The organism is Pseudomonas sp. NPDC087697 (genome assembly GCF_044743155.1).
Lineage (GTDB): Bacteria > Pseudomonadota > Gammaproteobacteria > Pseudomonadales > Pseudomonadaceae > Aquipseudomonas.
On record NZ_JBIUVW010000031.1, the window covers coordinates 1 to 22,052 of the forward strand.

Genomic DNA, 22,052 nt, shown 5'->3' on the forward strand with positions numbered 1-22,052 from the left:
TTCAACTTCACCGCCGAAGTCGCCGTGGCCCGGGGTGTCCACGATGGTGATGGGGTAGCCGGTCCAGTTGCTGGCGGTGTTTTTCGCCAGAATGGTAATACCGCGCTCTTTCTCCTGGTCGTTGGAGTCCATCACGCGCTCGTCGTTGACCTCGTTGCGCTCCAGGGTCCCGGATTGACGCAAGAGCTTGTCTACCAGGGTGGTTTTACCATGGTCAACGTGAGCAATGATGGCGATGTTGCGTAGATTTTCGATCACTTGTGTATCTCGATCAGAGGATTCGGTGTGCTGACAAGTCTTGGCAGCGATTTACAATAGAGTCAGGCCTTGCCGTTACAGCTTGACGGCGGCGTCGGGGGGCCGGTGACGCAGGCCACAGGCAAACAGCCCCGGGCTCTTAGCTCGGTCGATAAACGCGCACATTGGCATGCCCCTCACTGAGCAAATGGTGGGCATGCAGGCGACTCATCACGCCTTTGTCGCAATACAACAGGTACTGGCGAGTAGGGTCCAGTTCCTTGAAACGAGCGTTCAGAGCATAAAACGGCATCGCTTGTACCTCGATGCCAGCAAGCTCAAGCGGATCGTCTTCGGCGGCATCCGGGTGACGGATGTCGATGATGATCTGACCGGCCAGCGCTTCACTGACTTCTTCAACCTGCACATCCTGGCCCAATTCGTCGATCACCCGATCGATCGGCACCAGTTTGGCGTTCTCGAGCGCACGCTCGAGCACTGCCATATCGAATTCTTTCTCTTCATGCTCCACGCGCGGACGCTTGGCGTGGGTCTTGGGGTTCACCGAAATGACCCCGCAGTACTCCGGCATGTGCTTGGCGAAATCGGCGGTGCCGATTTCGTTGGCCAGGTCGATGATGTCCTGCTTGTGACTGGCGATCAGCGGGCGCAGCACCAGCTTGTCGGTCACGCAGTCGATCACGGACAGGTTCGGCAGCGTCTGGCTGGAAACCTGGGAAATCGCTTCGCCGGTGACCAGCGCCTCGATGTCCAGCCGATCAGCGATCCGGGACGCAGCGCGCAACATCATACGCTTCAATACTACGCCCATATGACTGTTATCGACTTTGCCGAGAATTTCTCCCAGCACTTCCTCGAACGGCACACTGACAAATAACACGCGTTGGGAGCTGCCGTACTTCTTCCAGATGAAGTGCGCGACTTCCATCACGCCCAATTCGTGGGCACGCCCGCCGAGATTGAAGAAGCAGAAATGGCTCATCAGCCCGCGGCGCATGATCTGGTAAGCCGCGACGGTGGAATCGAAACCGCCGGACATAAGCACCAGGGTCTGTTCCAGCGCGCCCAGCGGATAACCACCGATGCTGTTGTGCTGGCTGTGAATCACAAACAACCGTTGGTCGCGAATTTCGATGCGAACTTCGATTTCCGGGTTTTTGAGCGAAATTCCGGCGGCGCCGCACTGACGACGCAGTTGGCTGCCGACGTATTTTTCGACGTCCATCGAGCTGAATTCGTGCTTGCCGGCACGCTTGCAGCGCACCGAAAAGATCTTCCCGGCCAGCGACTCACCGAAGTGCTGTTTGCACTTGGCGACGATGTCGTCGAAGTCGCCCAACGGGTACTCGTCGACCTGCAGGAAATGCGCGATGCCCGGCATGCAGCTCAGGCGCTCGGTCATGTCCTTCAAGGCTTTGGGGTCACTGACGTGCGTTTCCAGCTCGAGGTTGTCCCACACGCCGTTCACCACCACGGCCGGGTCCAGATCGCGGAGCACGGTACGGATGTTTTTGGCCAATTGACGGATGAAACGCATCCGTACCGGGCGGCTCTTGATGGTGATCTCGGGGAAGACTTTTACGATTAGTTTCATGAAAACAGCGCGCGCAGGGCCAGCCGAAAAAGGGGGGCGCGGATTATAGCGGAAATTGCTCAAGGTTTAACCAGTTAATGTGCAGAAGGTTTTCGACGCACCAAAACAGGTCATTTGCGAAATTGAGCGCTACATTAAAGGGCGAGATTTTCCGTTTTAAAGCGCTTTACACCTTTGTAAGCGTGATATTGGGGCAGAAAACCCAAGTCGGGGCACTGGCATGCAATTTGCTCCCTTGTGAGGCAGGTTGCCTTGGCAGAGTATTCGCGCCGGCATCACCCACATTCTAAGGGCACTCCTACACTCGCCCGAAGCCACCCGGAGGACACTATGTCGAAGTCGGTTCAACTCATCAAAGATCATGACGTCAAATGGATTGATCTGCGCTTCACTGATACCAAAGGCACTCAGCACCACGTGACCATGCCGGCCCGTGATGCGCTGGATGAAGCCTTCTTCGAAGAAGGCAAAATGTTCGACGGCTCCTCCATCGCTGGCTGGAAGGGCATCGAAGCCTCCGACATGATCCTGATGCCGGACGACACCACTGCCGTCCTCGACCCGTTCACCGAAGAGCCGACCCTGATCCTGGTTTGCGACGTGATCGAACCTTCGACCATGCAAGGCTATGACCGTGACCCACGTGCCATCGCCAAGCGCGCCGAGGAATACCTGAAGTCCACAGGTATCGGCGACACCGTTTTCGTCGGTCCAGAGCCCGAGTTCTTCATCTTCGACGAAGTGAAGTTCAAGTCCGACATCTCCGGTTCCATGTTCAAGATCTACTCCGAACAAGGTTCGTGGATGTCCGACCAGGACGTGGAAGGCGGTAACAAAGGCCACCGTCCAGGCGTCAAAGGCGGCTACTTCCCGGTTCCGCCGTTCGACCACGACCACGAAATCCGTACCTCCATGTGCAACGCCATGGAAGAAATGGGCCTGATCATCGAAGTTCACCACCACGAAGTGGCGACTGCCGGCCAGAACGAAATCGGCGTCAAGTTCAACACCCTGGTAGCCAAGGCTGACGAAGTTCAGACCCTGAAGTACTGCGTACACAACGTGGCTGACGCCTACGGCCGCACCGCGACCTTCATGCCTAAGCCACTCTACGGCGACAACGGTTCGGGTATGCACGTTCACCTGTCCATCGCTAAAGATGGCAAGAACACCTTCGCTGGCGAAGGTTATGCCGGCCTGTCCGACACCGCTCTGTACTTCATCGGCGGCATCATCAAGCACGGTAAGGCCCTGAACGGCTTCACCAACCCGTCGACCAACTCCTACAAGCGTCTGGTCCCAGGTTTCGAAGCTCCAGTAATGCTGGCCTACTCGGCTCGCAACCGTTCCGCTTCGATCCGTATTCCTTACGTGTCGAGCCCTCGCGCTCGCCGTATCGAAGCACGCTTCCCGGATCCAGCAGCCAACCCGTACCTGGGCTTCGCTGCCCTGTTGATGGCTGGCCTGGACGGCATCCAGAACAAGATCCACCCTGGCGACGCAGCTGACAAAAACCTGTACGACCTGCCGCCTGAAGAGGCGAAAGAGATCCCACAAGTTTGCGGCAGCCTGAAAGAAGCCCTGGAAGAGCTGGACAAAGGTCGTGCGTTCCTGACCAAAGGCGGCGTTTTCAGCGACGACTTCATCGACGCTTACATCGCCCTGAAAAGCGAAGAAGAAATCAAAGTACGCACCTTCGTACACCCACTGGAATACGAGCTGTACTACAGCTGCTGATCCAGTAGCGCTCGCGCAAGCGGCGTAACGTGAAAAGGCCTCTTCGGAGGCCTTTTTTGTGGGCGAACACTTGTCATCGGGCCTACTGTTATAGGCATCATGCTCCTCCACGGAATGAAGACGAGACACCCCATGCGCCTACCTTTGTGCCTTGCACTGCTCACCGCCCTGTTTGCCAACATCGCCTGCGCTGCCACCCCGCCCCCTGCCCCGGCACCCGCTGCTCTCGCCCCGCTGCTCAGCACCATCCAGGAGCGCCTGACGATTGCCGACAAGGTCGCACTGAGCAAGTGGGACAGCGGCAAGCCTGTCGAGGATCGCCAACGGGAGCACGACGTCATTGCCGGTGCCATCGCCGACGCACCCTACTATAAATTGAGCAATGAAGCCGTCGAGCAGTTCTTCTCGGCGCAGATCGAAGCCAACAAACTGGTGCAGTACGCGCATTTGTCCGACTGGCACGCACAAGGCAAAGCCCCCAACGACCCTCGCCCTGACCTCGATGGCCTGATCCGCCCGCAACTCGACCTGTTACAAAAACGCCTGCTGCAACAATTGGCCGATTTCACCCCGTATCGTAAAGACCCACACTGCCCGTTATGGCTGGCCAAGGCCAATAAAGCCGCGGCCCAAGTGCCGCTGCGTGAGCTTGCGCTGATACGCGCCACCGCCGAGCTGTGCAGCGTCAGCCGCTGAACCTGCCTGCCGACACGCGCTGATGTGCTCTATGCTCAGCGCTTGGTCGCCAGGAATGGAACACGGCGGGACACCTGCTCAACGGCAAATGGAAAGCCTGTAATGCGCTCATTGTTATGCCTGCTGGCGCTGATCGCCCTGCCCGCCACCGCGCAGATCTACCGGTACACCGACGCCAGCGGCAATACCGCCTACAGCAATCAGCCGCCCGATGGCGTGAAGAGCCAGGCCGTCGAGTTGCCGCCACTCAACAGTGTCGAACGCCAACCGCCGATAGCGCCTGAGCAAACGACCCCACGCGCTGACAAAATCTCCGCCTATTCGGTACTGGAGCTGACCGGCCTGCCCAACGATGAAGCCCTGCGCGCCAACAACGGCACCTTCACCGTTGGCGTACAAATTCAGCCGCGCCTGCAAGGGTCGCATCTGTTTCGATTGCTGCTGGACGGTCAACCGTATGGCCAGCCGAGCAACGTGCCGCACCTGCAGTTGGTGAACATCGATCGCGGCGAACACAACCTCGCGGTGCAGGTGCTCGCCGGAGAAAGCCTCGTGCAGCAGAGCCCGACCGTCACCTTCACCGTGCAGCGGGTCCACACTCCGTGAGGCGCTGGATAGGCGTCACGTGCGTATGGCTGATCACTTTGCCAGCGCTGGCCGAGGTCTACACCTACGTCGACGCCCAAGGCAATCGGGTCTTCACCGATCAGCCGCGCCCTGGTAACGCCAAGCGAGTAACACTGGCACCGGGCAATCGCATGTCCGCCAATCCCGGCGGCGCAATACCGCAAGTGGCCACAAAGAAGCCTGACGAAAAACCACTGTTTCACTACGATATGCTTCGCGTACTCGTACCGGAGCCGGACGCGTCGGTACGCAGCAGCGCGGGCGAACTGATCGTCAGTGTCACCAACGAACCCACTCTGCAACGTGGTCATCGCTATCGGCTGTTACTGGACGGCCAACCGACCGCCGATCCTGGCTCGAGCCCGGTGTTCGCCTTAAGCAATGTTGATCGCGGCACCCATCAACTGGCGGTGGAAATCCTCGACGAACACGGGCGGCTCGTCGAACGCACGGCGAATCAGCCATTCCACATGCTGCGCATCTCTCTGGCGCAGAAGCGTCAGGTCAAACCCTGCACCCTCACCGATTACGGTCGGCGTCCGGAATGCCCACTCGCAGACAAGCCTGAAGAAGAAAAAGTCGGGATTTTTTCTTTCTTCTAAACGTCGTTCAGGTTTGCGCACTATATTGGTGCAATGAGCTGCACCCTACCCATATTCCAACCCATTTTGGTTCGAAAGTACCCGCGAACGCTGGCAGAACGCCGCGCAAACGAGCGTCAATCGCCTGTTTCAGGGCCTGAACGCTTCTTTTCGGAGCCTTGGTTTGGTTTTTGCATTTTCCTCCGCATCAGCGCTTTACCCGCGCGCGCAATCCGGGATCGGCCCTGGGTTGCCCTGCTCCAAAAGAGAATAGGGCGTGCTCACCGTAAATGACGGTCGCGCAGCGCCCCACGAGGCGCAAGACTAGGCATGAGGAGTGAGGTTTGATTGCTCCAAATGAACGACGAATAACGACGGATTGCGCCTCGTGGGGCGCTGCCCTTCGGGTTGGCGCTGTGATCGCGCCATGCTGTGTTGTGGGACTTGAGAAGGGGAAGCCATTCTCTGCGTCCCACGCCTTGCCTGGCGCGATCACAGCGCCAACGCGATCCGCCATTTACGGTGAGCACGCCCTAACATGACCATCAGCGACGCACTGCACCGCTTGTTACTCGACAACCTGACCACCGCCACCATTCTGCTCGACGCCGAACTGCGCCTTGAGTACATGAATCCCGCGGCTGAAATGCTTCTGGCCATCAGCGGCCAGCGCAGCCATGGGCAATTCATCAGCGAGCTGTTTACCGAGTCGACCGAAGCCCTGAACTCCTTGCGCCAGGCCGTCGAGCAGGCGCACCCATTCACCAAGCGCGAAGCGATGCTCACCGCCCTGACCGGCCAGACCCTGACCGTCGACTACGCGGTGACGCCGATCCTGAGCAATGGCGACACGATGCTGCTGCTTGAAGTGCACCCACGCGACCGCTTGTTGCGCATCACCAAAGAGGAAGCGCAGCTGTCCAAGCAGGAAACCAGCAAGATGCTGGTGCGCGGCCTCGCTCACGAGATCAAGAACCCGCTGGGCGGGATTCGTGGCGCGGCCCAACTGCTGGCCCGCGAGCTGCCGGAAGAAAGCCTCAAGGACTACACCAACGTCATCATCGAGGAAGCGGATCGCCTGCGTAACCTGGTCGATCGCATGCTCGGCTCGAACAAGCTGCCGTCGCTGGCAATGTGCAACGTCCACGAAGTGCTCGAGCGCGTCTGCCAGTTGGTGGAAGCCGAAAGCCAAGGCTGCATCACTTTGGTGCGCGACTACGACCCGAGCATTCCGGACGTATTGATCGACCGCGAACAAATGATCCAGGCCGTACTGAACATCGTGCGCAATGCGATGCAGGCCATCAGCAGCCAGAACGAACTGCGTCTGGGCCGCATCACATTGCGTTCACGCGCCATGCGTCAGTTCACCATCGGCCATGTGCGCCATCGCCTGGTGACCAAACTCGAAATCATCGACAACGGCCCGGGGATTCCTGCGGACCTGCAAGAAACCATCTTCTTTCCCATGGTCAGCGGCCGCCCGGACGGTACCGGGCTCGGTCTGGCCATTACCCAGAACATCATCAGCCAGCACCAGGGCCTGATCGAATGTGACAGCCATCCAGGCCACACCACGTTCTCGATCTTTCTGCCACTGGAACAAGGAGCCACATCGACATGAGCCGTAGTGAAACCGTGTGGATCGTCGATGACGACCGTTCTATCCGTTGGGTCCTGGAAAAAGCCTTGCAACAGGAAGGTATGACCACGCAAAGCTTCGACAGCGCCGATGGCGTGATGAGCCGCCTGGCGCGCCAGCAGCCGGACGTGATCATCTCCGACATCCGCATGCCCGGCACCAGCGGTCTGGACCTGCTGGCACGGATTCGCGAGCAACACCCTCGGCTGCCAGTGATCATCATGACGGCGCACTCCGACCTGGACAGCGCTGTCGCGTCCTATCAGGGCGGTGCCTTCGAGTATCTGCCCAAGCCGTTCGACGTCGATGAAGCGGTGTCTCTGGTCAAGCGCGCCAACCAGCACGCCCAGGAACAGCAAGGCCTGGAAGTTGCGCCCGTCCTGACCCGCACCCCGGAAATCATCGGTGAAGCTCCGGCGATGCAGGAAGTGTTTCGCGCCATCGGGCGCTTGAGCCACTCCAACATCACCGTGCTGATCAACGGCGAATCGGGTACCGGTAAAGAACTGGTAGCCCACGCTCTGCACCGCCACAGCCCGCGAGCAGCCTCGCCGTTCATTGCGCTGAACATGGCGGCGATCCCCAAGGACCTGATGGAGTCCGAGCTGTTCGGTCACGAAAAAGGCGCGTTCACCGGCGCGGCCAACCTTCGGCGCGGGCGGTTTGAACAGGCCGACGGCGGCACACTGTTCCTCGATGAAATCGGCGACATGCCGGCTGACACTCAGACTCGCTTGCTGCGGGTATTGGCCGATGGCGAGTTCTATCGCGTTGGCGGTCATGTTCCGGTCAAGGTCGATGTGCGAATCATCGCCGCGACTCACCAGAACCTGGAAACCCTGGTGCACGCCGGGAAATTCCGTGAAGACCTGTTCCATCGTCTGAACGTGATCCGCATCCACATTCCACGCCTGTCGGACCGTCGCGAAGACATTCCGACCCTGGCCAAGCACTTCCTCGCCCGCGCCGCGCAAGAACTGGCGGTGGAACCGAAGCTGCTGAAAAGCGAAACCGAGGAATACCTGAAGAACCTGCCGTGGCCAGGCAACGTGCGTCAGCTGGAAAACACCTGCCGCTGGATCACGGTGATGGCTTCGGGTCGCGAAGTGCACATCAGCGACCTGCCACCAGAGCTGCTGAGCCTGCCGCAGGACTCGGCGCCGGTGACCAACTGGGAGCAAGCGCTGCGCCAGTGGGCCGACCAGGCATTGGCGCGCGGTCAGTCGAGCCTGCTCGACAGCGCGGTACCGAGCTTCGAGCGGATCATGATCGAAACCGCCCTCAAACACACCGCCGGCCGCCGCCGCGACGCTGCCGTGCTACTGGGCTGGGGCCGCAACACCTTGACCCGCAAGATCAAGGAGCTGGGGATGAAGGTCGATGGCGGGGATGACGATGAAGGGGATGAGGGTTAAACAACCTTTAAATCATCACTGACCGTTAGATCCAATCGCGAGCAGGCTCGCTCCCACAGGGTTCAATGGTGTTTACACAATTGTGAAACATCGAAAATCCACTGTGGGAGCGAGCCTGCTCGCGATGCTTTTGCGGGCTGCGTGCACCGCCGCAATGCACCGTGAACCGCAATCGCGCATCCCACGGGAAGCAAAATCCCGCCTCCAGCAACACGAAAACCCATTCTACAAAAACGCCAAAGCCCCGAATCACGGGGCTTTCAGCGCTGCTCGCGGGCTATTTGTTGCGACTTTTCAAAACCTGGCACGCGCCCTGCAATAGTCCAATCAGTGATTCGATTCACTACCCAGTTTCGGGGACCTTGGTACAGGCAGGCCGGGGATTCCCCTCTTTACATCCGGGGTTCATCACGCAGACCGCGACGAACCCCTTCCCGTTTTGGGGTCCTTGGTACAGGCAGGCCGGGGATTCCCTCTTTACACCGGGGCTTGCGACGCAACGCGCAACCCCCTCCCGTTTTGGGGAACCTTGGTACAGGCAGGCCGGGGATTCCCTCTTTTATTGCTCCTGGAGATGGATCTCCAACCGCCAGCGGTCATTGACCTCGCTACCAGCCCATTCACCCTTCAGGGGGCGGGCCGCCACCAGCGTCAGCAACAAGCCCTTATCACTCAAACGCACCCGCCAGTTCACGTCCTTGTCGTTAAGCTTCAACTGGCCGTTCTGCGCCTTGCCTTCGGCCTCGAACAGCAACGCGACACTGCCGTCGATGAATTCGCCGTGGGTCTTCGGTTCGTTGTTGAACCACACCACCAAACCATCCGGCTCGACCTCAACCTGCTGCAACTCGGTGGGGTCGGGCGTGGTCAGACGACCGATCATCATCCCGACCATGACACCGACAATCGCCAACGAGGCCATCACCCGAGGGAATAGCTTCGGTCGCGGGTCCACTTCAGGCGTAGAATGCCGCCCATCTTTACCTTCGGAGCCGTGCATGTTTCACGTCATCCTTTTTCAACCAGAAATTCCGCCGAATACCGGCAACGTTATCAGGCTGTGCGCCAACAGTGGCTGCCACCTGCATTTGATCGAGCCGCTGGGTTTCGAGATGGACGACAAGCGCCTGCGCCGGGCCGGCCTCGATTACCACGAGTATGCCACTTTGCAGCGCCATGCCGACCTTGCCAGCTGTCTGGAAAGCCTTGGCCATCCGCGCTTGTTCGCCTTCACCACCAAGGGCTCGCGGCCGTTCCACGACGCCAGCTTCGCTGAGGGTGATGCCTTCCTGTTCGGTCCGGAAAGCCGTGGCCTGCCAGCCGAGGTGCTGGACGCCCTGCCCGCCGAACAGCGCCTGCGCCTGCCGATGCGCGAAGGCTGCCGCAGCCTGAACCTGTCCAACACCGTGGCGGTGGCCGTGTACGAAGGCTGGCGCCAGCTCGGCTTTAAATAACACCCCATAACTAATGTGGGAGCGGGCTTGCTCGCGAAGGGGACATCAGCTTCAACATTAATGTTGACTGATATACCGCTTTCGCGAGCAAGCCCGCACCCACATTGGACTTGCTTCGACGTTCAGGAACGCTTACTGAACGGTCTGTGCGCCGTCTTGCTGCATGCGTTGCAGTTCTTGCGCGTACAGTGCGTCGAAGTTCACCGGTGCCAGCATCAGGGCCGGGAACGAACCACGGGTCACCAGGCTGTCCAGGGCTTCGCGAGCGTACGGGAACAGGATGTTCGGGCAGAAAGCACCGAGGGTGTGGCTCATCGAGGCTTCGTCGAGGTTTTTGATCAGGAAGATACCGGCCTGCTGAACTTCAGCGATGAACGCCACTTCGTCACCGTTCTTCACGGTAACCGACAGGGTCAGCACGACTTCGTGGAAGTCATTTTCCAGTGCTTTCTGACGGGTGTTCAGGTCCAGACCAACGCTCGGCTCCCACTGCTGGCGGAAGATCGCCGGGCTTTTCGGAGCTTCGAACGACAGGTCACGCACGTAAATGCGCTGCAAAGAGAATTGCGGTGCAGTTTCTTCTTCGTTAACAGCAGTGTTCTGTTGGTCAGTCATCTCAGATCCTTTCTGATCTTGGGGTCTTGTAGGGTTTGCTGATCTTAAGGGTTTAGTCAGGCCCTAAGCAGCGCGTCGAGCTTGCCGGCGCGGTCCAGGGCAAACAAATCATCACAACCACCCACGTGGGTGCTGCCGATCCAGATCTGCGGCACGGACGTACGTCCAGCCTTCTGGGCCATCTCGGCACGCACCTGCGGCTTGCCATCGACCTTGATCTCTTCGAAGGCTACGCCTTTGTTCTCGAGCAGGTACTTGGCTCGCGAGCAGAAGGGGCAGTAATCGCTGGAATAGACGACGACGTTTTTCATATCACTTCACCAGCGGCAGGTTGTCGGCTTTCCAGCTGGAGATCCCGCCGGACAGCTTGGCTGCAGTGAAACCGGACTTCAGCAGCTCGCGAGCGTGAGTGCCGGAGTGCTGGCCCAGGGCGTCGACCAGAATGATGGTCTTGGCCTTGTGCTTTTCCAGTTCGCCAACGCGAGCGGTCAGTTTGTCCTGCGGAATGTTCAGCGCGCCAACGATGTGACCGGCGGCGAAATCCTTGCTGGTACGGATATCGACGACTACGCCCTCGTCCTTGTTGACCAGCGCGGTCAGCTCAGCGGTGCTGAGGCTGCGGCCGCCGCGGCTCATCTCGCGGGCGATCAACAACGCCAGCAATACGACGAAGATACCGACGAGCAGATAGTGGTTAGTGGCAAATTCAATCAGGTGAGCAACCATCAAGGAGGTTCCAGGGCGTTAAAATGTCGGCCAGTATACACAGCCACTATGGTGGGCCAAACCCCGTCCGGCGGTGACGCCGTCGGAACTTCGCTTTAAACTGCCACTCCCTTTTTCCATCGCCTCTTTTAACTTAAGCCAGAGTGGAATCCATGACTACCACGCCTAAACCTTTGGTCCTGATTATTCTCGACGGCTTCGGTCACAGTGAAAGCCAGGAATCCAACGCCGTGTTCGCGGCCAAAAAGCCGGTCCTCGACCGTTTGTACGCCACCGTACCGAACGGCCTGATCTCTGGCTCGGGCATGGACGTCGGCCTGCCGGACGGGCAAATGGGCAACTCGGAAGTCGGCCACATGAACCTCGGCGCAGGCCGCGTGGTGTATCAGGACTTCACCCGCGTGACCAAAGCGATCCGCGATGGTGAATTCTTCGAGAACCCGACCATCTGCGCCGCGGTGGATAAAGCCGTTGCTGCCGGCAAAGCCGTGCACTTCATGGGCCTGCTGTCCGAAGGCGGCGTACACAGCCACCAGGATCACCTGATCGCCATGGCCGAACTGGCCTTCAAGCGCGGCGCCGAGAAGATTTACCTGCACGCCTTCCTCGACGGCCGCGACACGCCGCCAAAAAGCGCACAGTCGTCGATAGAGCTGTTGGATGAAGCCTTCAAGACTCTGGGCAAAGGCCGGATCGCCAGCATCATTGGCCGTTACTTCGCCATGGACCGCGACAACCGCTGGGATCGCGTGTCCCAGGCCTACAACCTGATCGTTGACGGTAACGGCGAATTCAACGCCACCACCGCCCAGCAAGGCCTGCAAGCGGCATACGAGCGTGGCGAGAGCGACGAATTCGTCAAAGCCACCACCATCGGTGAGCCCGTCAAGGTCGAAGACGGCGACACCGTGGTGTTCATGAACTTCCGCGCCGACCGCGCCCGCGAGCTGACCCGGGTATTCGTCGAAGACGGTTTCAAGGACTTCGAGCGCGCTCGCCAGCCGAAACTGGCCGGTTTTGTCATGCTGACTCAATACGCGGGCAGCATTCCTGCACCGTCGGCCTTTGCGCCGGGCAGCCTGGAAAACGTGCTGGGCGACTATTTGGCGAAAAATGGCAAAACCCAGCTGCGCATCGCCGAAACCGAAAAATACGCCCACGTGACCTTCTTCTTCTCCGGTGGTCGCGAAGAACCATTTCCGGGCGAAGAGCGCATCCTGATCCCGTCGCCGAAAGTCGCAACCTATGACTTGCAGCCAGAAATGAGCGCACCGGAAGTCACCGACAAGATCGTCGACGCTATCGAAAACCAGCGCTACGACGTGATCGTGGTCAACTACGCAAACGGCGACATGGTCGGCCACAGCGGCGTATTCGATGCCGCGGTGAAGGCCGTTGAATGCCTGGATCTGTGCGTCGGCCGCATCGTCGAGGCCCTGGAAAAAGTCGGCGGCGAAGCGCTGATCACCGCCGACCACGGCAACGTCGAGCAAATGTCCGACGAATCCACCGGTCAGGCGCACACCGCCCACACCACCGAACCGGTACCGTTCATCTACTTCGGCAAACGAGACCTCAAGGTCCGTGAAGGCGGCGTGCTGGCAGACGTGGCGCCGACCATGCTCAAGCTGCTGGGGCTTGCGAAGCCTGCAGAGATGACCGGCACTTCGATTCTGGTCTGATTACATCCCTCAAACACCACTAAACCCTGTGGGAGCGAGCTTGCTCGCGATAGCAATCTGACAGCCAACATCAATGTTGAATGTTTAGACGCCATCGCGAGCAAGCTCGCTCCCACAGTGGTTTGTGGTGTTTTCAAGAAACAAAACCTGCCTTCAAATCCTCGCCCTCTACTCCAGTTATCAAGCAGCCCGAAATGGACGTTTTTTTTGCAACGCTTGGCGGGCATACTAGGCTGTCTTTTTTCCCTTGGTGTCGCCCGCCTCTATGCTCCGCGCCCTGATTGCCCTTGCCCTGACCTGCCTGCTCCATCCGGCGTTTGCCGATGAGCGCGCGCAAACCCAACAACAGTTGGACGCCACGCGTCAGGATATTGCCGAGCTGAAAAAGCTGCTGGGCAAGTTGCAGGAAGAAAAGTCCGGTGTGCAAAAGGAGCTCAAAGGCACCGAGACCGAGATGGGCAAGCTCGAGAAGCAGGTCGATGCCCTGCAAAAAGAGCTGAAGAAAAGCGAATCCGAGATACAGCGACTCGATGGTGAGAAAAAAAAACTTCAGAGCGCGCGCATTGAACAGCAACGACTGATTGCCATTCAGGCCCGCGCGGCCTATCAGAACGGCCGTCAGGAATACCTGAAGCTGCTGCTCAACCAGCAAAACCCGGAAAAATTCGCCCGCACCATTACCTATTACGACTACCTGAGCCAGGCGCGCCTGGAGCAGTTGAAGAGTTTCAACGAAACCCTGCGCCAACTGGCCAACGTCGAGCAGGACATCGCCCTGCAACAAGCCCAATTGCTGGTACAGAAAAGCAGCCTAGACAGCCAGCGCGATGAACTCGATAAAGTCCGCAAGGAGCGTCAGCAAGTCCTGGCCAAGCTCAATGACGACGTGAAAGCCCGCGACCAGAAGCTGCAAGCCCGCGAGCAGGATCAGGCCGACCTGTCTAAAGTACTCAAAACCATCGAAGAAACCCTGGCCCGCCAGGCCCGTGAGGCGGAAGAAGCGCGACAAAAAGCGCTGATCGCCCAGCAGGAAGCCGAAAAAAAGCGTTTACGTGAGGCTCAGGCCCAGGCTGAAGCCACTGATGCCCCACGCAAACCCGCCAAGTCGACACCCGGCGCACTGGTTTCAAGTGCAGGCGAGTCCTTCGGCGGACCTTTTGCTTCAGCCCGCGGAAAACTTCCCTGGCCTGTTGATGGTCGATTGCTTGCGCGTTTTGGTGAAACCCGTGGTGATGATGCCCGAACCAAATGGGACGGTGTGATGATCAGTGCTTCCGCTGGCAGCCAGGTGCATGCTGTACACGGCGGCCGCGTGGTGTTTGCCGACTGGTTGCGCGGCGCCGGTTTGCTGGTGATCCTCGACCACGGCAATGGTTTTTTGAGTTTGTACGGCCACAACCAGACGCTGCTTAAAGCAGCCGGTGACGTGGTCAAGGCCGGTGAGTCCATCTCCACTGTCGGTAACAGTGGCGGTCAGGACACACCTGCGCTGTATTTTGCTATTCGTCAGCAGGGTCACCCGAGTGACCCCGCGCAATGGTGCCGCGCGCAAGGATAGGCGTTGAGTCACCTACATTAGGAGTTCGTTCGACATGCTGCATTTGTCCCGCCTCAATTCGCTCGCCCTGACGATCGCTCTGGTGATCGGTGCGCCGTTGGCGTTTGCCGCTCAACCGGGCCCGGTGGTTGCGCCTGCGGGCACTGCCGCGACCACCAAGGCGCCATTGCCGCTGGAAGAGTTGCGCACCTTTGCCGAGGTCATGGACAGGATCAAGGCTGCCTATGTCGAACCGGTAGACGACAAGACCCTGCTGGAAAATGCCATCAAGGGCATGCTCAGCAACCTCGACCCACACTCCGCCTACCTGGGTCCGGAAGACTTTGCCGAGTTGCAGGAAAGCACCAGCGGCGAATTCGGCGGTCTGGGTATTGAAGTCGGCGCCGAAGACGGCTTCATCAAAGTCGTTTCGCCGATCGATGACACACCCGCCTCCAAGGCCGGCATCCAGGCAGGCGATTTCATCGTCAAGATCAACGGCCAGCCAACCCGCGGCCAGAGCATGACCGAAGCCGTGGACAAGATGCGCGGCAAGATCGGTGAGAAGATCACCCTGACCCTGGTACGCGACGGCGGTGCACCGTTCGACGTGACGCTGGCCCGCGCGACCATCCAGGTCAAGAGCGTGAAGAGCCAGTTGCTGGATTCGGGCTACGGTTACATCCGCATCACTCAGTTCCAGGTCAAGACCGGCGAAGAGGTCTCCAAGGCCCTGGCCAAGTTGCGCAAGGACAACGGCAAGAAGCTCAGCGGCATCGTGCTCGATCTGCGTAACAACCCTGGCGGCGTGCTGCAAGCGGCGGTGGAAGTGGTCGACCACTTCATCACCAAAGGCCTGATCGTGTACACCAAGGGCCGCATCGCCAACTCCGAACTGCGCTTCTCTGCCACCGGCAAGGACCAAAGCGAAGCGGTGCCAATGGTCGTGCTGATCAACGGCGGTAGCGCCTCGGCTTCGGAAATTGTCGCCGGCGCCCTGCAGGATCAAAAACGCGCAGTTGTCATGGGCACCACCAGTTTCGGTAAAGGCTCGGTACAAACCGTGCTGCCACTGAACAACGACCGTGCGCTGAAGATCACCACCGCGTTGTACTTCACGCCGAACGGGCGCTCGATTCAGGCCCAGGGCATCGTGCCGGACATCGAAGTGCGCAAAGCCAAGATCACCAACGAGCAGGACGGCGAATACTTCAAGGAAGCCGACCTGCAAGGTCACCTGGGCAATGGCAACGGCGGCGCCGACAAGCCAACCAAATCCAGCGGCAAAGCCAAACCGATGCCACAGGACGACGATTACCAGTTGGCCCAGGCGCTGAGCCTGCTCAAAGGCCTGAGCATCACCCGCGGCCATTGAGATGCGCTTGCGGGTCATCCTCAGTCTGCTGTGCTGTCTGGCGAGCGCTGCCCACGCGGCGCCTGCCGAGACGGCGGCACCCCACAAGGCCTACCTGAGCCTGATCATCGATGACCTTGGGCAAAACCTGCCACGCGACCGCCGCGTGCTGGCGCTGCCCGGGCCGGTGACCACGGCAATCATGCCCGACACTCCCCACGCTGCCGAATTTGCCCGCGAAGCCCACCGCGCCGGCAAAATTGTCATGCTGCACATGCCCATGGACCCGGCCACCGGTCCGTTCGCCTGGCACCCCGAGCTTCCCATCGAAGAATTGCAAAAGCGTCTTGATGCGGCGTTCAAGGCTGTGCCCTATACCAGCGGCATCAACAACCACATGGGCAGCCGCATGACTGCTCAGCAACCAGCCATGGCCTGGCTAATGGGTGAACTGCAACGTCGGCACAAGTTCTTCGTCGACAGCCGTACCAGCGCTCAGACAGTCGCCGCCGCCGAGGCGCAGAAGATTGGTTTGGCCAGCGTCTCGCGGGATGTGTTCCTGGATGATGAGCGCACCGAGGCCGCGATCTTCACTCAGCTACAGACCGCCATCAGCCTGGCCCGCAAACAAGGCTCGGCGGTAATGATCGGCCACCCTTACCCTCAGACCCTGGCGGTGCTGGAGCGCGAGTTACCCAAGCTCAAGGCTCAGGGCATTGAGTGGATCGATATCAAGTCGATGATCGGCCTGCGTGGCAATCGAGCGACTGCGGCGCATGGCACCGATGGAAACTACCGCCCCTCCCCTGAGACGAGCCGCTGAGCCTCGACCTTCAGCTTTCTGCAACACAACAACTATCTATGCCTCCAGGTACTCAAGCACGTGCCAAGATAGAACTCGCTCTGAATTTCATCACCAAGGAATGGCTATGAAATACATAAACCCGCTAGTCCTTTACTGCCTGCTTATCGCCAGTACCTGCCTGCATGCGCGGGACCTGGGGGAAGGCGTCGTCAACGGATCGACCTCAAAAGCCCTGCAAAACAGTGATAAGCGCTACTCGCTCTGGAGTGGTATCGGACGCCTGACCTTCAGTTCCGGCGCCTCATGCACCGCCTCCCTGCTCGACACCCGAAACAGCCAAGGCAACGCAGTGGGGCCTGCGTATCTGATCACCAGCGGTCATTGCGTGCTCTACGAATACGGTACCGCACGCACCAACGAGCCCATCGTTGCGAACATCACCTTCAACTATTTTTATGACGAGCCTGACCGGCAGATCACATACCCGGTACGCACCGCTCTTTGGAGCAGCACCGTCGGCACCGATCTCGCAGTCATCAAGGTTGAGCGCTCACTCGCAAGCCTCATCAATGCAGGTGTCAAACCACTCAAACTTGCCGCTCACCAGAGCGACGAGAGTCGTGACGTGCTGAACATTGGAGCTCCCTCTGGGTTCACCGAACAAGGCCTGCGCATGAGCGTTTGCTCGGAACAATCAGCCGGTAACTTTATCGGGTATCCAGGTGTGTTTCCCCAGGCATTCAGAAATCGATGCGACGCAATCCGCGGCGGCAGCTCCGGAAGCCCGATGCTGGATCGTAGTAACAGTGATATCACCAGCATCGTCAGCAAGTACGCATTGGCTGCTGATGGAACAGACCGGCCAGAGTGCAGTTACAGTGACTCCTGTGAGGCGAGCACCTACAACTACAGTTACTCCATCAACTTTCTGCACCACTGTTTTATCAATGGTGTGTTCGACCGCAACTCGACGAACTGCTTGTTGCAGCCTGTGGACATCGCTATCGAAGAGCCCTGGAACATACGAAGCCACGTCTACGTGGAGCGGAGCACTGTTCAGGAAAGTATTTTGCCAACCTGGAATTACAGGTTTTCAATCAGCGCACCATTCTATCGATACAAAACCACACGCAACGCAAAAGATTGCCATGTACCGAATCACTACAGTGCGACCTTTGACTCCGCCTCGCCTTATATCAACCGGACCATAGGGCCTCAAACCGGCGTCCACGTGCTGTGTATCATTGGCGTCAACAGCGCAGAACAGCCCATTACCACAGCATTTTTACGAAATGCATTCACGTGGGCGGTTTACCTTATTGATCGCAGACCAACCGCTCGAAATGCACTGAACGCCATCAGAGATACCGCGCCATGATGTCGTCCACCACGCCTTCCTTGCGCAACTGATCCAGCGCGGCCTGAAGCTTGGCGACGATTTCGTCGGACACGTCTTTATTCAGCGCCAGATAAAGTTGGGCACTGTTGAAACGCAGTACGGTCTTGAGACCAGTCACACCATCCTGCCGAGCAAGGTAACGGCCGGCAGGATCACCCGTCGCCCAAAGGTCGATCTGGCCATTGACCAGTTTCTTCGCGTTGTCCTGATCGCGCAGCACCACGATGGGCTTGAGCCCCTGTTTGGCCAATGTCTCGGCAATCGCATCACCTTTGTAGGCGCCGATCTTGTATTTGCGCGCCTGCTGCAACGACTCCAGGGTGATCTTGCTGTCAGCCTTGGCCAGCATGATCCAGTCATCCGGGCCGATGGGGCCGACCCATTTGAAGAGTTTTTCGCGGTCCGGCAGTCGCGCCATGACGAACACGCCATAACCGGGTTTTTCCAGGGCGAGCTTGTAGATTCGCTCCCAAGGGAAACGTAGCGTCAGGCTGTAGGTGATTTGGGCGCGTTTGAACATCTCGCGGACGATGTCCACGGCGATGCCATTGATATTGTCTTCCTGAGCGAAATTCTTGCCGTTTTTCGCCATGTTGTACGGCGGGAAGTTTTCCGTCAGCAACACCAGGTCGGTGTCGGTTTTTTCTGCAGCACGCGCAGCGCCAGCCAGTAATAACGATGCGCTGGCGAGTACCAGAAGAAGACGTTTGAACATGACGGTTTACCGGAATCCATGGCGTGCCCAAGCTTGCCCTGAGTCCGCCATGCTGTCCACTGGCCTTTATCGAACGCAGATACCGCGTTGCGCCATGTAGGCCTTGGCTTCCGGCACGGTGTATTCGCCAAAGTGGAAAATACTCGCCGCCAGCACCGCGCTGGCATGGCCTTCTAGGATGCCGTCAGCCAGATGCTGCAAATTGCCGACGCCGCCAGAGGCGATCACCGGAATCCCCAATGCATCGCTAATGGCCCGGGTGACGCCCAGGTCGAAGCCGTTTTTCATGCCGTCCTGATCCATGCTGGTCAGCAGGATTTCGCCGGCACCCAGGCCTTCCATTTTCTTCGCCCACTCCACCGCATCCAGCCCGGTAGGTTTGCGACCGCCGTGGGTGAAGATCTCCCAGCGCGGGGTTTCGCCCGGCAGTGAAACCTTCTTGGCGTCGATGGCGACAACGATGCATTGCGAGCCGAAATGCTGCGCCGCTTCGCCGACAAACTCTGGATTGAACACCGCAGCGGTGTTGATCGAGACCTTGTCCGCGCCAGCATTGAGCAGATTGCGGATGTCTTGCACGGTGCGCACGCCACCGCCAACGGTCAGCGGGATGAACACCTGGCTGGCCATGCGCTCGACGGTATGCAGCGTGGTATCGCGGCCATCGACGCTGGCGGTGATGTCGAGAAAGGTAATCTCGTCGGCACCTTGCTCGTCGTAAAGACGGGCGATTTCCACCGGGTCACCGGCGTCACGGATGTTCTCGAACTTCACGCCTTTGACGACCCGGCCGTTATCCACGTCCAGGCAAGGAATGATGCGTTTGGCCAGCGCCATGGGTCGCTCCTCAGCCTTTGTAGGCGTCGCAGAAAGCTTGCGCTTCAGCGACGTCGAGGGTGCCTTCGTAAATCGCCCGGCCGGTGATGGCGCCGATGATCCCCGGCGCCTTGGCGTCGAGCAGCGACTTGATGTCACCCAGGTTGTGAATACCGCCGGACGCAATCACCGGAATCCGCGTGGCGGCGGCCAGTGCTGCGGTGTACGACACGTTGCAGCCCTGCATCATGCCGTCTTTGGCGATGTCGGTATAAACGATGGCAGACACGCCATCAGCTTCAAACTGCTTGGCCAGGTCGATGACCTGCACGGTGCTGATTTCAGCCCAACCGTCGGTAGCGACGAAGCCGTCTTTGGCGTCCAGACCGACGATCACCTTGCCCGGGAATGCACGGCAGGCTTCGGCAACGAACGCCGGATCCTTAACCGCTTTGGTACCGATGATCACGTAGCTCACGCCCGCTTTCACGTAGTGTTCAATGGTTTCCAGAGAACGGATACCGCCGCCGATCTGGATCGGCAGGTTCGGGTAGCGCTTGGCGATCGCGGTGACCACTTCGCCGTTGACTGGCTGGCCTTCGAAGGCGCCATTCAGGTCGACCAGATGCAGACGACGGCAACCGCCCTCCACCCACTTGGCAGCCATGCTCACCGGGTCATCGGAGAACACTGTGGAATCTTCCATGCGGCCCTGGCGCAGACGTACACAGGCACCGTCTTTGAGATCGATAGCGGGAATAATCAGCATCTGGCAAACCTTTAAATTCGATTTTTCAGCGTTGCTCGGAAATCAGTTTTTCTCGAGCGCCCACAAGTCGCTTTCGATGCTTTCGAACCTCTCTTTGAGGTGCGTCTGCACATCGAAAATCGCCCTGTTGTAATAGTGCGGAGCAATTTCGCGGGTAAACAACTCAAGAATTTCAGCCGCCTCGAACGAGCCCAGGTCGAGTTCGAAGCGGTCTTCCATGAAACGCTTGATCTTGCTGTTGGCCTCGTTCTCTTGCTCGGGTGTGAGCGTGAGGATCGGCGGCTTCTTCTTGACAGCCATTACCAGCGACCATCCCACGCAGCAAAGTTCTGCAGCAATTGCAGGCCATGGGTATGGCTCTTCTCCGGGTGGAACTGCACAGCGAAACGCGAGCCGTCGGCCAGCGCTGCGGCGAAGTCGACACCGTAGTGGCCGCCGCCCACAACCTGCCGCGGGTTACCGGCGGCGATGTAGTAGCTGTGCACGAAGTAGAAACGCGCCAGGTCTGGAATGTTGTGCCACAGCGGGTGATCCACCGTCTGCTTCACTTCGTTCCAGCCCATGTGCGGGACTTTCAGGTGTTCGCCGTCTTCATGCAGACCTTTGCCGAAGAACTTCACCTGGCCTGGAAACAGGCCGATGCAGTCGACGCCGTCGTTTTCCTCACTGCGTTCGAGCAAGGCTTGCATGCCCACGCAAATGCCGAGGAACGGACGGTCCTGGCTGACTTCACGCACCAGCGAGTCGAAGCCCAGGCGACGGATCTCTGCCATGCAATCGCGAATTGCGCCCACACCGGGGAAAACCACCCGATCGGCTTCACGAATCACGTTGGCATCGCTGGTGATCAGCACCTTGCCGGCACCGACGTGCTCGAGGGCCTTGGCCACCGAGTGCAGGTTGCCCATGCCGTAATCGATAACCGCGACCGTCTGCATTACAGAACGCCCTTGGTCGAAGGCATTTGCCCGGCCATGCGCTCATCCAGCTCGACCGCCATGCGCAGTGCGCGACCGAAGGCCTTGAACACGGTTTCGATCTGGTGGTGGGTGTTGTGCCCACGCAGGTTGTCGATGTGCAAGCTGACATTGGCGTGGTTGACGAAGCCTTGGAAAAATTCCTGGAACAGGTCGACATCGAAGCCGCCGACAGTAGCGCGGGTATACGGCACGTGCATCTGCAGGCCTGGGCGGCCGGAGAAGTCGATCACCACGCGCGACAGCGCTTCATCGAGCGGCACGTAGGCGTGGCCGTAACGACGGATGCCTTTTTTGTCGCCGATAGCTTTGGTGAAGGCTTGACCCAGCGTGATACCGACGTCTTCCACCGTGTGGTGATCGTCGATATGCAGGTCACCCTTGCACTCGATATCCAGGTCGATCAGCCCGTGACGGGCGATCTGGTCCAGCATGTGCTCAAGGAAGGGAACACCGATATTGAATCGGGCCTTTCCGGTGCCATCCAGGTTGATCGAGGCTTTGATCTGGGTTTCCAGAGTGTCGCGCTCGACAGACGCCTTACGTTCGGCCATCACCAGCTCCGCAAAATCATTGGGCGAAAAAGGCAACCATTATAGGGGCGCGGACGCCAAACAGAAACACGCGAGGTGATATCCCTGACGGGCTGAACC

At 59.0% G+C, this 22,052-nt stretch carries 24 protein-coding genes; 12 read left to right on the top strand and 12 right to left on the bottom strand.

Features of this window, described 5'->3' with window-relative positions; all coding sequences use genetic code 11:
- Positions 1-258 (bottom strand): GTP-binding protein (locus ACIPIN_RS19530; RefSeq protein ID WP_401121054.1); only part of this gene is annotated, 258 nt, incomplete at its 3' end.
- 139 nt (positions 259-397) lie between these two features.
- Entirely contained in the window at positions 398-1,852 is a 1,455-nt protein-coding gene (thiI, locus tag ACIPIN_RS19535) for a tRNA uracil 4-sulfurtransferase ThiI (RefSeq protein WP_401121056.1), read from the bottom strand.
- 330 nt (positions 1,853-2,182) lie between these two features.
- Between thiI and glnA the strand changes: the two genes are divergently transcribed.
- From glnA to ntrC, 6 genes are all read left to right on the top strand, one after another.
- Positions 2,183-3,589 (top strand): glutamate--ammonia ligase, encoded by a 1,407-nt coding sequence (gene glnA, locus ACIPIN_RS19540; RefSeq protein WP_401121058.1) that lies wholly within the window; start codon positions 2,183-2,185, stop codon positions 3,587-3,589.
- Positions 3,590-3,721: 132 nt separating this feature from the next.
- Positions 3,722-4,285 carry a chorismate mutase gene (locus ACIPIN_RS19545; RefSeq protein WP_401121060.1) on the top strand — a complete coding sequence of 188 codons (564 nt, stop codon included), beginning with the start codon at positions 3,722-3,724 and terminating at the stop codon, positions 4,283-4,285.
- 102 nt (positions 4,286-4,387) lie between these two features.
- On the top strand, positions 4,388-4,891 hold the full coding sequence (locus tag ACIPIN_RS19550) for a DUF4124 domain-containing protein (RefSeq protein ID WP_401121063.1): 504 nt from the start codon (positions 4,388-4,390) through the stop codon (positions 4,889-4,891).
- Positions 4,888-5,514 carry a DUF4124 domain-containing protein gene (locus ACIPIN_RS19555; RefSeq protein WP_401121065.1) on the top strand — a complete coding sequence of 209 codons (627 nt, stop codon included), beginning with the start codon at positions 4,888-4,890 and terminating at the stop codon, positions 5,512-5,514. The genes ACIPIN_RS19550 and ACIPIN_RS19555 overlap by 4 nt, the downstream gene beginning before the upstream one ends.
- 517 nt (positions 5,515-6,031) lie before the next feature.
- A complete protein-coding gene (glnL, locus tag ACIPIN_RS19560) occupies positions 6,032-7,117 on the top strand; it encodes a nitrogen regulation protein NR(II) (RefSeq protein ID WP_401121067.1) in 1,086 nt (361 codons plus the stop codon).
- On the top strand, positions 7,114-8,550 hold the full coding sequence (gene ntrC, locus ACIPIN_RS19565; RefSeq protein WP_401121069.1) for a nitrogen regulation protein NR(I): 1,437 nt from the start codon (positions 7,114-7,116) through the stop codon (positions 8,548-8,550). The genes glnL and ntrC overlap by 4 nt, the downstream gene beginning before the upstream one ends.
- Before the next feature lie 559 nt (positions 8,551-9,109).
- Here ntrC and ACIPIN_RS19570 read toward each other — a convergent pair.
- Positions 9,110-9,550, bottom strand: a complete 441-nt coding sequence (locus ACIPIN_RS19570; RefSeq protein ID WP_401121070.1) for a hypothetical protein — start codon at positions 9,548-9,550, stop codon at positions 9,110-9,112.
- On the opposite strand from ACIPIN_RS19570, the gene ACIPIN_RS19575 reads away from it, so the two are divergent.
- The gene (locus ACIPIN_RS19575; protein WP_019691309.1) at positions 9,549-10,004 is read left to right on the top strand and encodes a tRNA (cytidine(34)-2'-O)-methyltransferase; all 456 of its coding nucleotides are present in this window, start codon (positions 9,549-9,551) and stop codon (positions 10,002-10,004) included. The genes ACIPIN_RS19570 and ACIPIN_RS19575 overlap by 2 nt on opposite strands.
- A 132-nt stretch (positions 10,005-10,136) precedes the next feature.
- On the opposite strand, the gene secB is transcribed toward ACIPIN_RS19575, so the two are convergent.
- From secB to ACIPIN_RS19590, 3 genes are read right to left on the bottom strand one after another with little or no spacing between them, the layout of a single operon-like run.
- Positions 10,137-10,619, bottom strand: a complete 483-nt coding sequence (gene secB / locus ACIPIN_RS19580) for a protein-export chaperone SecB (protein WP_401121072.1) — start codon at positions 10,617-10,619, stop codon at positions 10,137-10,139.
- Between the two features lie 56 nt (positions 10,620-10,675).
- Positions 10,676-10,930 (bottom strand): glutaredoxin 3, encoded by a 255-nt coding sequence (grxC, locus tag ACIPIN_RS19585; protein WP_401121074.1) that lies wholly within the window; start codon positions 10,928-10,930, stop codon positions 10,676-10,678.
- A gap of 1 nt (position 10,931) precedes the next feature.
- Positions 10,932-11,345: a rhodanese-like domain-containing protein gene (locus ACIPIN_RS19590; RefSeq protein ID WP_401121076.1), complete on the bottom strand. Its 414-nt coding sequence runs from the start codon at positions 11,343-11,345 to the stop codon at positions 10,932-10,934.
- A gap of 152 nt (positions 11,346-11,497) precedes the next feature.
- Between ACIPIN_RS19590 and gpmI the strand changes: the two genes are divergently transcribed.
- The 5 genes from gpmI to ACIPIN_RS19615 all read left to right on the top strand — a co-directional run bounded on the left by gpmI (position 11,498) and on the right by ACIPIN_RS19615 (position 18,101).
- Entirely contained in the window at positions 11,498-13,027 is a 1,530-nt protein-coding gene (gpmI, locus tag ACIPIN_RS19595; RefSeq protein ID WP_401121077.1) for a 2,3-bisphosphoglycerate-independent phosphoglycerate mutase, read from the top strand.
- Positions 13,028-13,292: 265 nt separating this feature from the next.
- The gene (locus ACIPIN_RS19600; protein ID WP_401121079.1) at positions 13,293-14,585 is read left to right on the top strand and encodes a murein hydrolase activator EnvC family protein; all 1,293 of its coding nucleotides are present in this window, start codon (positions 13,293-13,295) and stop codon (positions 14,583-14,585) included.
- A 34-nt stretch (positions 14,586-14,619) separates the two neighbouring features.
- Complete coding sequence (locus ACIPIN_RS19605; RefSeq protein ID WP_401121081.1) at positions 14,620-15,939, top strand: S41 family peptidase; 1,320 nt, start codon at positions 14,620-14,622, stop codon at positions 15,937-15,939.
- Between the two features lies 1 nt (position 15,940).
- Positions 15,941-16,741, top strand: coding sequence for a divergent polysaccharide deacetylase family protein (locus tag ACIPIN_RS19610; protein ID WP_401121082.1), 801 nt, complete (start codon positions 15,941-15,943; stop codon positions 16,739-16,741).
- A 106-nt stretch (positions 16,742-16,847) separates the two neighbouring features.
- The gene (locus ACIPIN_RS19615; protein WP_401121085.1) at positions 16,848-18,101 is read left to right on the top strand and encodes a trypsin-like serine peptidase; all 1,254 of its coding nucleotides are present in this window, start codon (positions 16,848-16,850) and stop codon (positions 18,099-18,101) included.
- Here ACIPIN_RS19615 and ACIPIN_RS19620 read toward each other — a convergent pair.
- The 6 genes from ACIPIN_RS19620 to hisB form a co-directional block, all read right to left on the bottom strand.
- The gene (locus tag ACIPIN_RS19620; RefSeq protein WP_401121087.1) at positions 18,082-18,837 is read right to left on the bottom strand and encodes a substrate-binding periplasmic protein; all 756 of its coding nucleotides are present in this window, start codon (positions 18,835-18,837) and stop codon (positions 18,082-18,084) included. The genes ACIPIN_RS19615 and ACIPIN_RS19620 overlap by 20 nt on opposite strands.
- A gap of 66 nt (positions 18,838-18,903) precedes the next feature.
- A complete protein-coding gene (gene hisF / locus ACIPIN_RS19625; protein ID WP_123424013.1) occupies positions 18,904-19,674 on the bottom strand; it encodes an imidazole glycerol phosphate synthase subunit HisF in 771 nt (256 codons plus the stop codon).
- A gap of 10 nt (positions 19,675-19,684) precedes the next feature.
- Positions 19,685-20,422: a 1-(5-phosphoribosyl)-5-[(5-phosphoribosylamino)methylideneamino]imidazole-4-carboxamide isomerase gene (hisA, locus tag ACIPIN_RS19630; RefSeq protein WP_262112468.1), complete on the bottom strand. Its 738-nt coding sequence runs from the start codon at positions 20,420-20,422 to the stop codon at positions 19,685-19,687.
- 42 nt (positions 20,423-20,464) lie between these two features.
- A complete protein-coding gene (locus ACIPIN_RS19635) occupies positions 20,465-20,722 on the bottom strand; it encodes a DUF2164 domain-containing protein (RefSeq protein WP_071552372.1) in 258 nt (85 codons plus the stop codon).
- Positions 20,722-21,360, bottom strand: a complete 639-nt coding sequence (gene hisH / locus ACIPIN_RS19640) for an imidazole glycerol phosphate synthase subunit HisH (RefSeq protein ID WP_123582057.1) — start codon at positions 21,358-21,360, stop codon at positions 20,722-20,724. The genes ACIPIN_RS19635 and hisH overlap by 1 nt, the downstream gene beginning before the upstream one ends.
- Entirely contained in the window at positions 21,360-21,953 is a 594-nt protein-coding gene (gene hisB / locus ACIPIN_RS19645; RefSeq protein ID WP_019691294.1) for an imidazoleglycerol-phosphate dehydratase HisB, read from the bottom strand. Before hisB ends, hisH begins: the two co-directional genes overlap by 1 nt.
- Positions 21,954-22,052: the final 99 nt, after the last annotated feature.

Coding starts and splice junctions, on each gene's coding strand:
- thiI (WP_401121056.1), bottom strand. CDS start 1,852: ATGAAACTAATCGTAAAAGTCTTCCCCGAGATCACCATCAAGAGCCGC.
- ACIPIN_RS19620 (WP_401121087.1), bottom strand. CDS start 18,837: ATGTTCAAACGTCTTCTTCTGGTACTCGCCAGCGCATCGTTATTACTG.
- ACIPIN_RS19615 (WP_401121085.1), top strand. CDS start 16,848: ATGAAATACATAAACCCGCTAGTCCTTTACTGCCTGCTTATCGCCAGT.
- ACIPIN_RS19590 (WP_401121076.1), bottom strand. CDS start 11,345: ATGGTTGCTCACCTGATTGAATTTGCCACTAACCACTATCTGCTCGTC.
- ACIPIN_RS19635 (WP_071552372.1), bottom strand. CDS start 20,722: ATGGCTGTCAAGAAGAAGCCGCCGATCCTCACGCTCACACCCGAGCAA.
- ACIPIN_RS19575 (WP_019691309.1), top strand. CDS start 9,549: ATGTTTCACGTCATCCTTTTTCAACCAGAAATTCCGCCGAATACCGGC.
- ntrC (WP_401121069.1), top strand. CDS start 7,114: ATGAGCCGTAGTGAAACCGTGTGGATCGTCGATGACGACCGTTCTATC.
- ACIPIN_RS19545 (WP_401121060.1), top strand. CDS start 3,722: ATGCGCCTACCTTTGTGCCTTGCACTGCTCACCGCCCTGTTTGCCAAC.
- hisH (WP_123582057.1), bottom strand. CDS start 21,360: ATGCAGACGGTCGCGGTTATCGATTACGGCATGGGCAACCTGCACTCG.
- glnA (WP_401121058.1), top strand. CDS start 2,183: ATGTCGAAGTCGGTTCAACTCATCAAAGATCATGACGTCAAATGGATT.
- secB (WP_401121072.1), bottom strand. CDS start 10,619: ATGACTGACCAACAGAACACTGCTGTTAACGAAGAAGAAACTGCACCG.
- ACIPIN_RS19600 (WP_401121079.1), top strand. CDS start 13,293: ATGCTCCGCGCCCTGATTGCCCTTGCCCTGACCTGCCTGCTCCATCCG.
- ACIPIN_RS19605 (WP_401121081.1), top strand. CDS start 14,620: ATGCTGCATTTGTCCCGCCTCAATTCGCTCGCCCTGACGATCGCTCTG.
- ACIPIN_RS19570 (WP_401121070.1), bottom strand. CDS start 9,550: ATGCACGGCTCCGAAGGTAAAGATGGGCGGCATTCTACGCCTGAAGTG.
- ACIPIN_RS19610 (WP_401121082.1), top strand. CDS start 15,941: ATGCGCTTGCGGGTCATCCTCAGTCTGCTGTGCTGTCTGGCGAGCGCT.
- hisB (WP_019691294.1), bottom strand. CDS start 21,953: ATGGCCGAACGTAAGGCGTCTGTCGAGCGCGACACTCTGGAAACCCAG.
- ACIPIN_RS19550 (WP_401121063.1), top strand. CDS start 4,388: ATGCGCTCATTGTTATGCCTGCTGGCGCTGATCGCCCTGCCCGCCACC.
- grxC (WP_401121074.1), bottom strand. CDS start 10,930: ATGAAAAACGTCGTCGTCTATTCCAGCGATTACTGCCCCTTCTGCTCG.
- glnL (WP_401121067.1), top strand. CDS start 6,032: ATGACCATCAGCGACGCACTGCACCGCTTGTTACTCGACAACCTGACC.
- hisA (WP_262112468.1), bottom strand. CDS start 20,422: ATGCTGATTATTCCCGCTATCGATCTCAAAGACGGTGCCTGTGTACGT.
- hisF (WP_123424013.1), bottom strand. CDS start 19,674: ATGGCGCTGGCCAAACGCATCATTCCTTGCCTGGACGTGGATAACGGC.
- gpmI (WP_401121077.1), top strand. CDS start 11,498: ATGACTACCACGCCTAAACCTTTGGTCCTGATTATTCTCGACGGCTTC.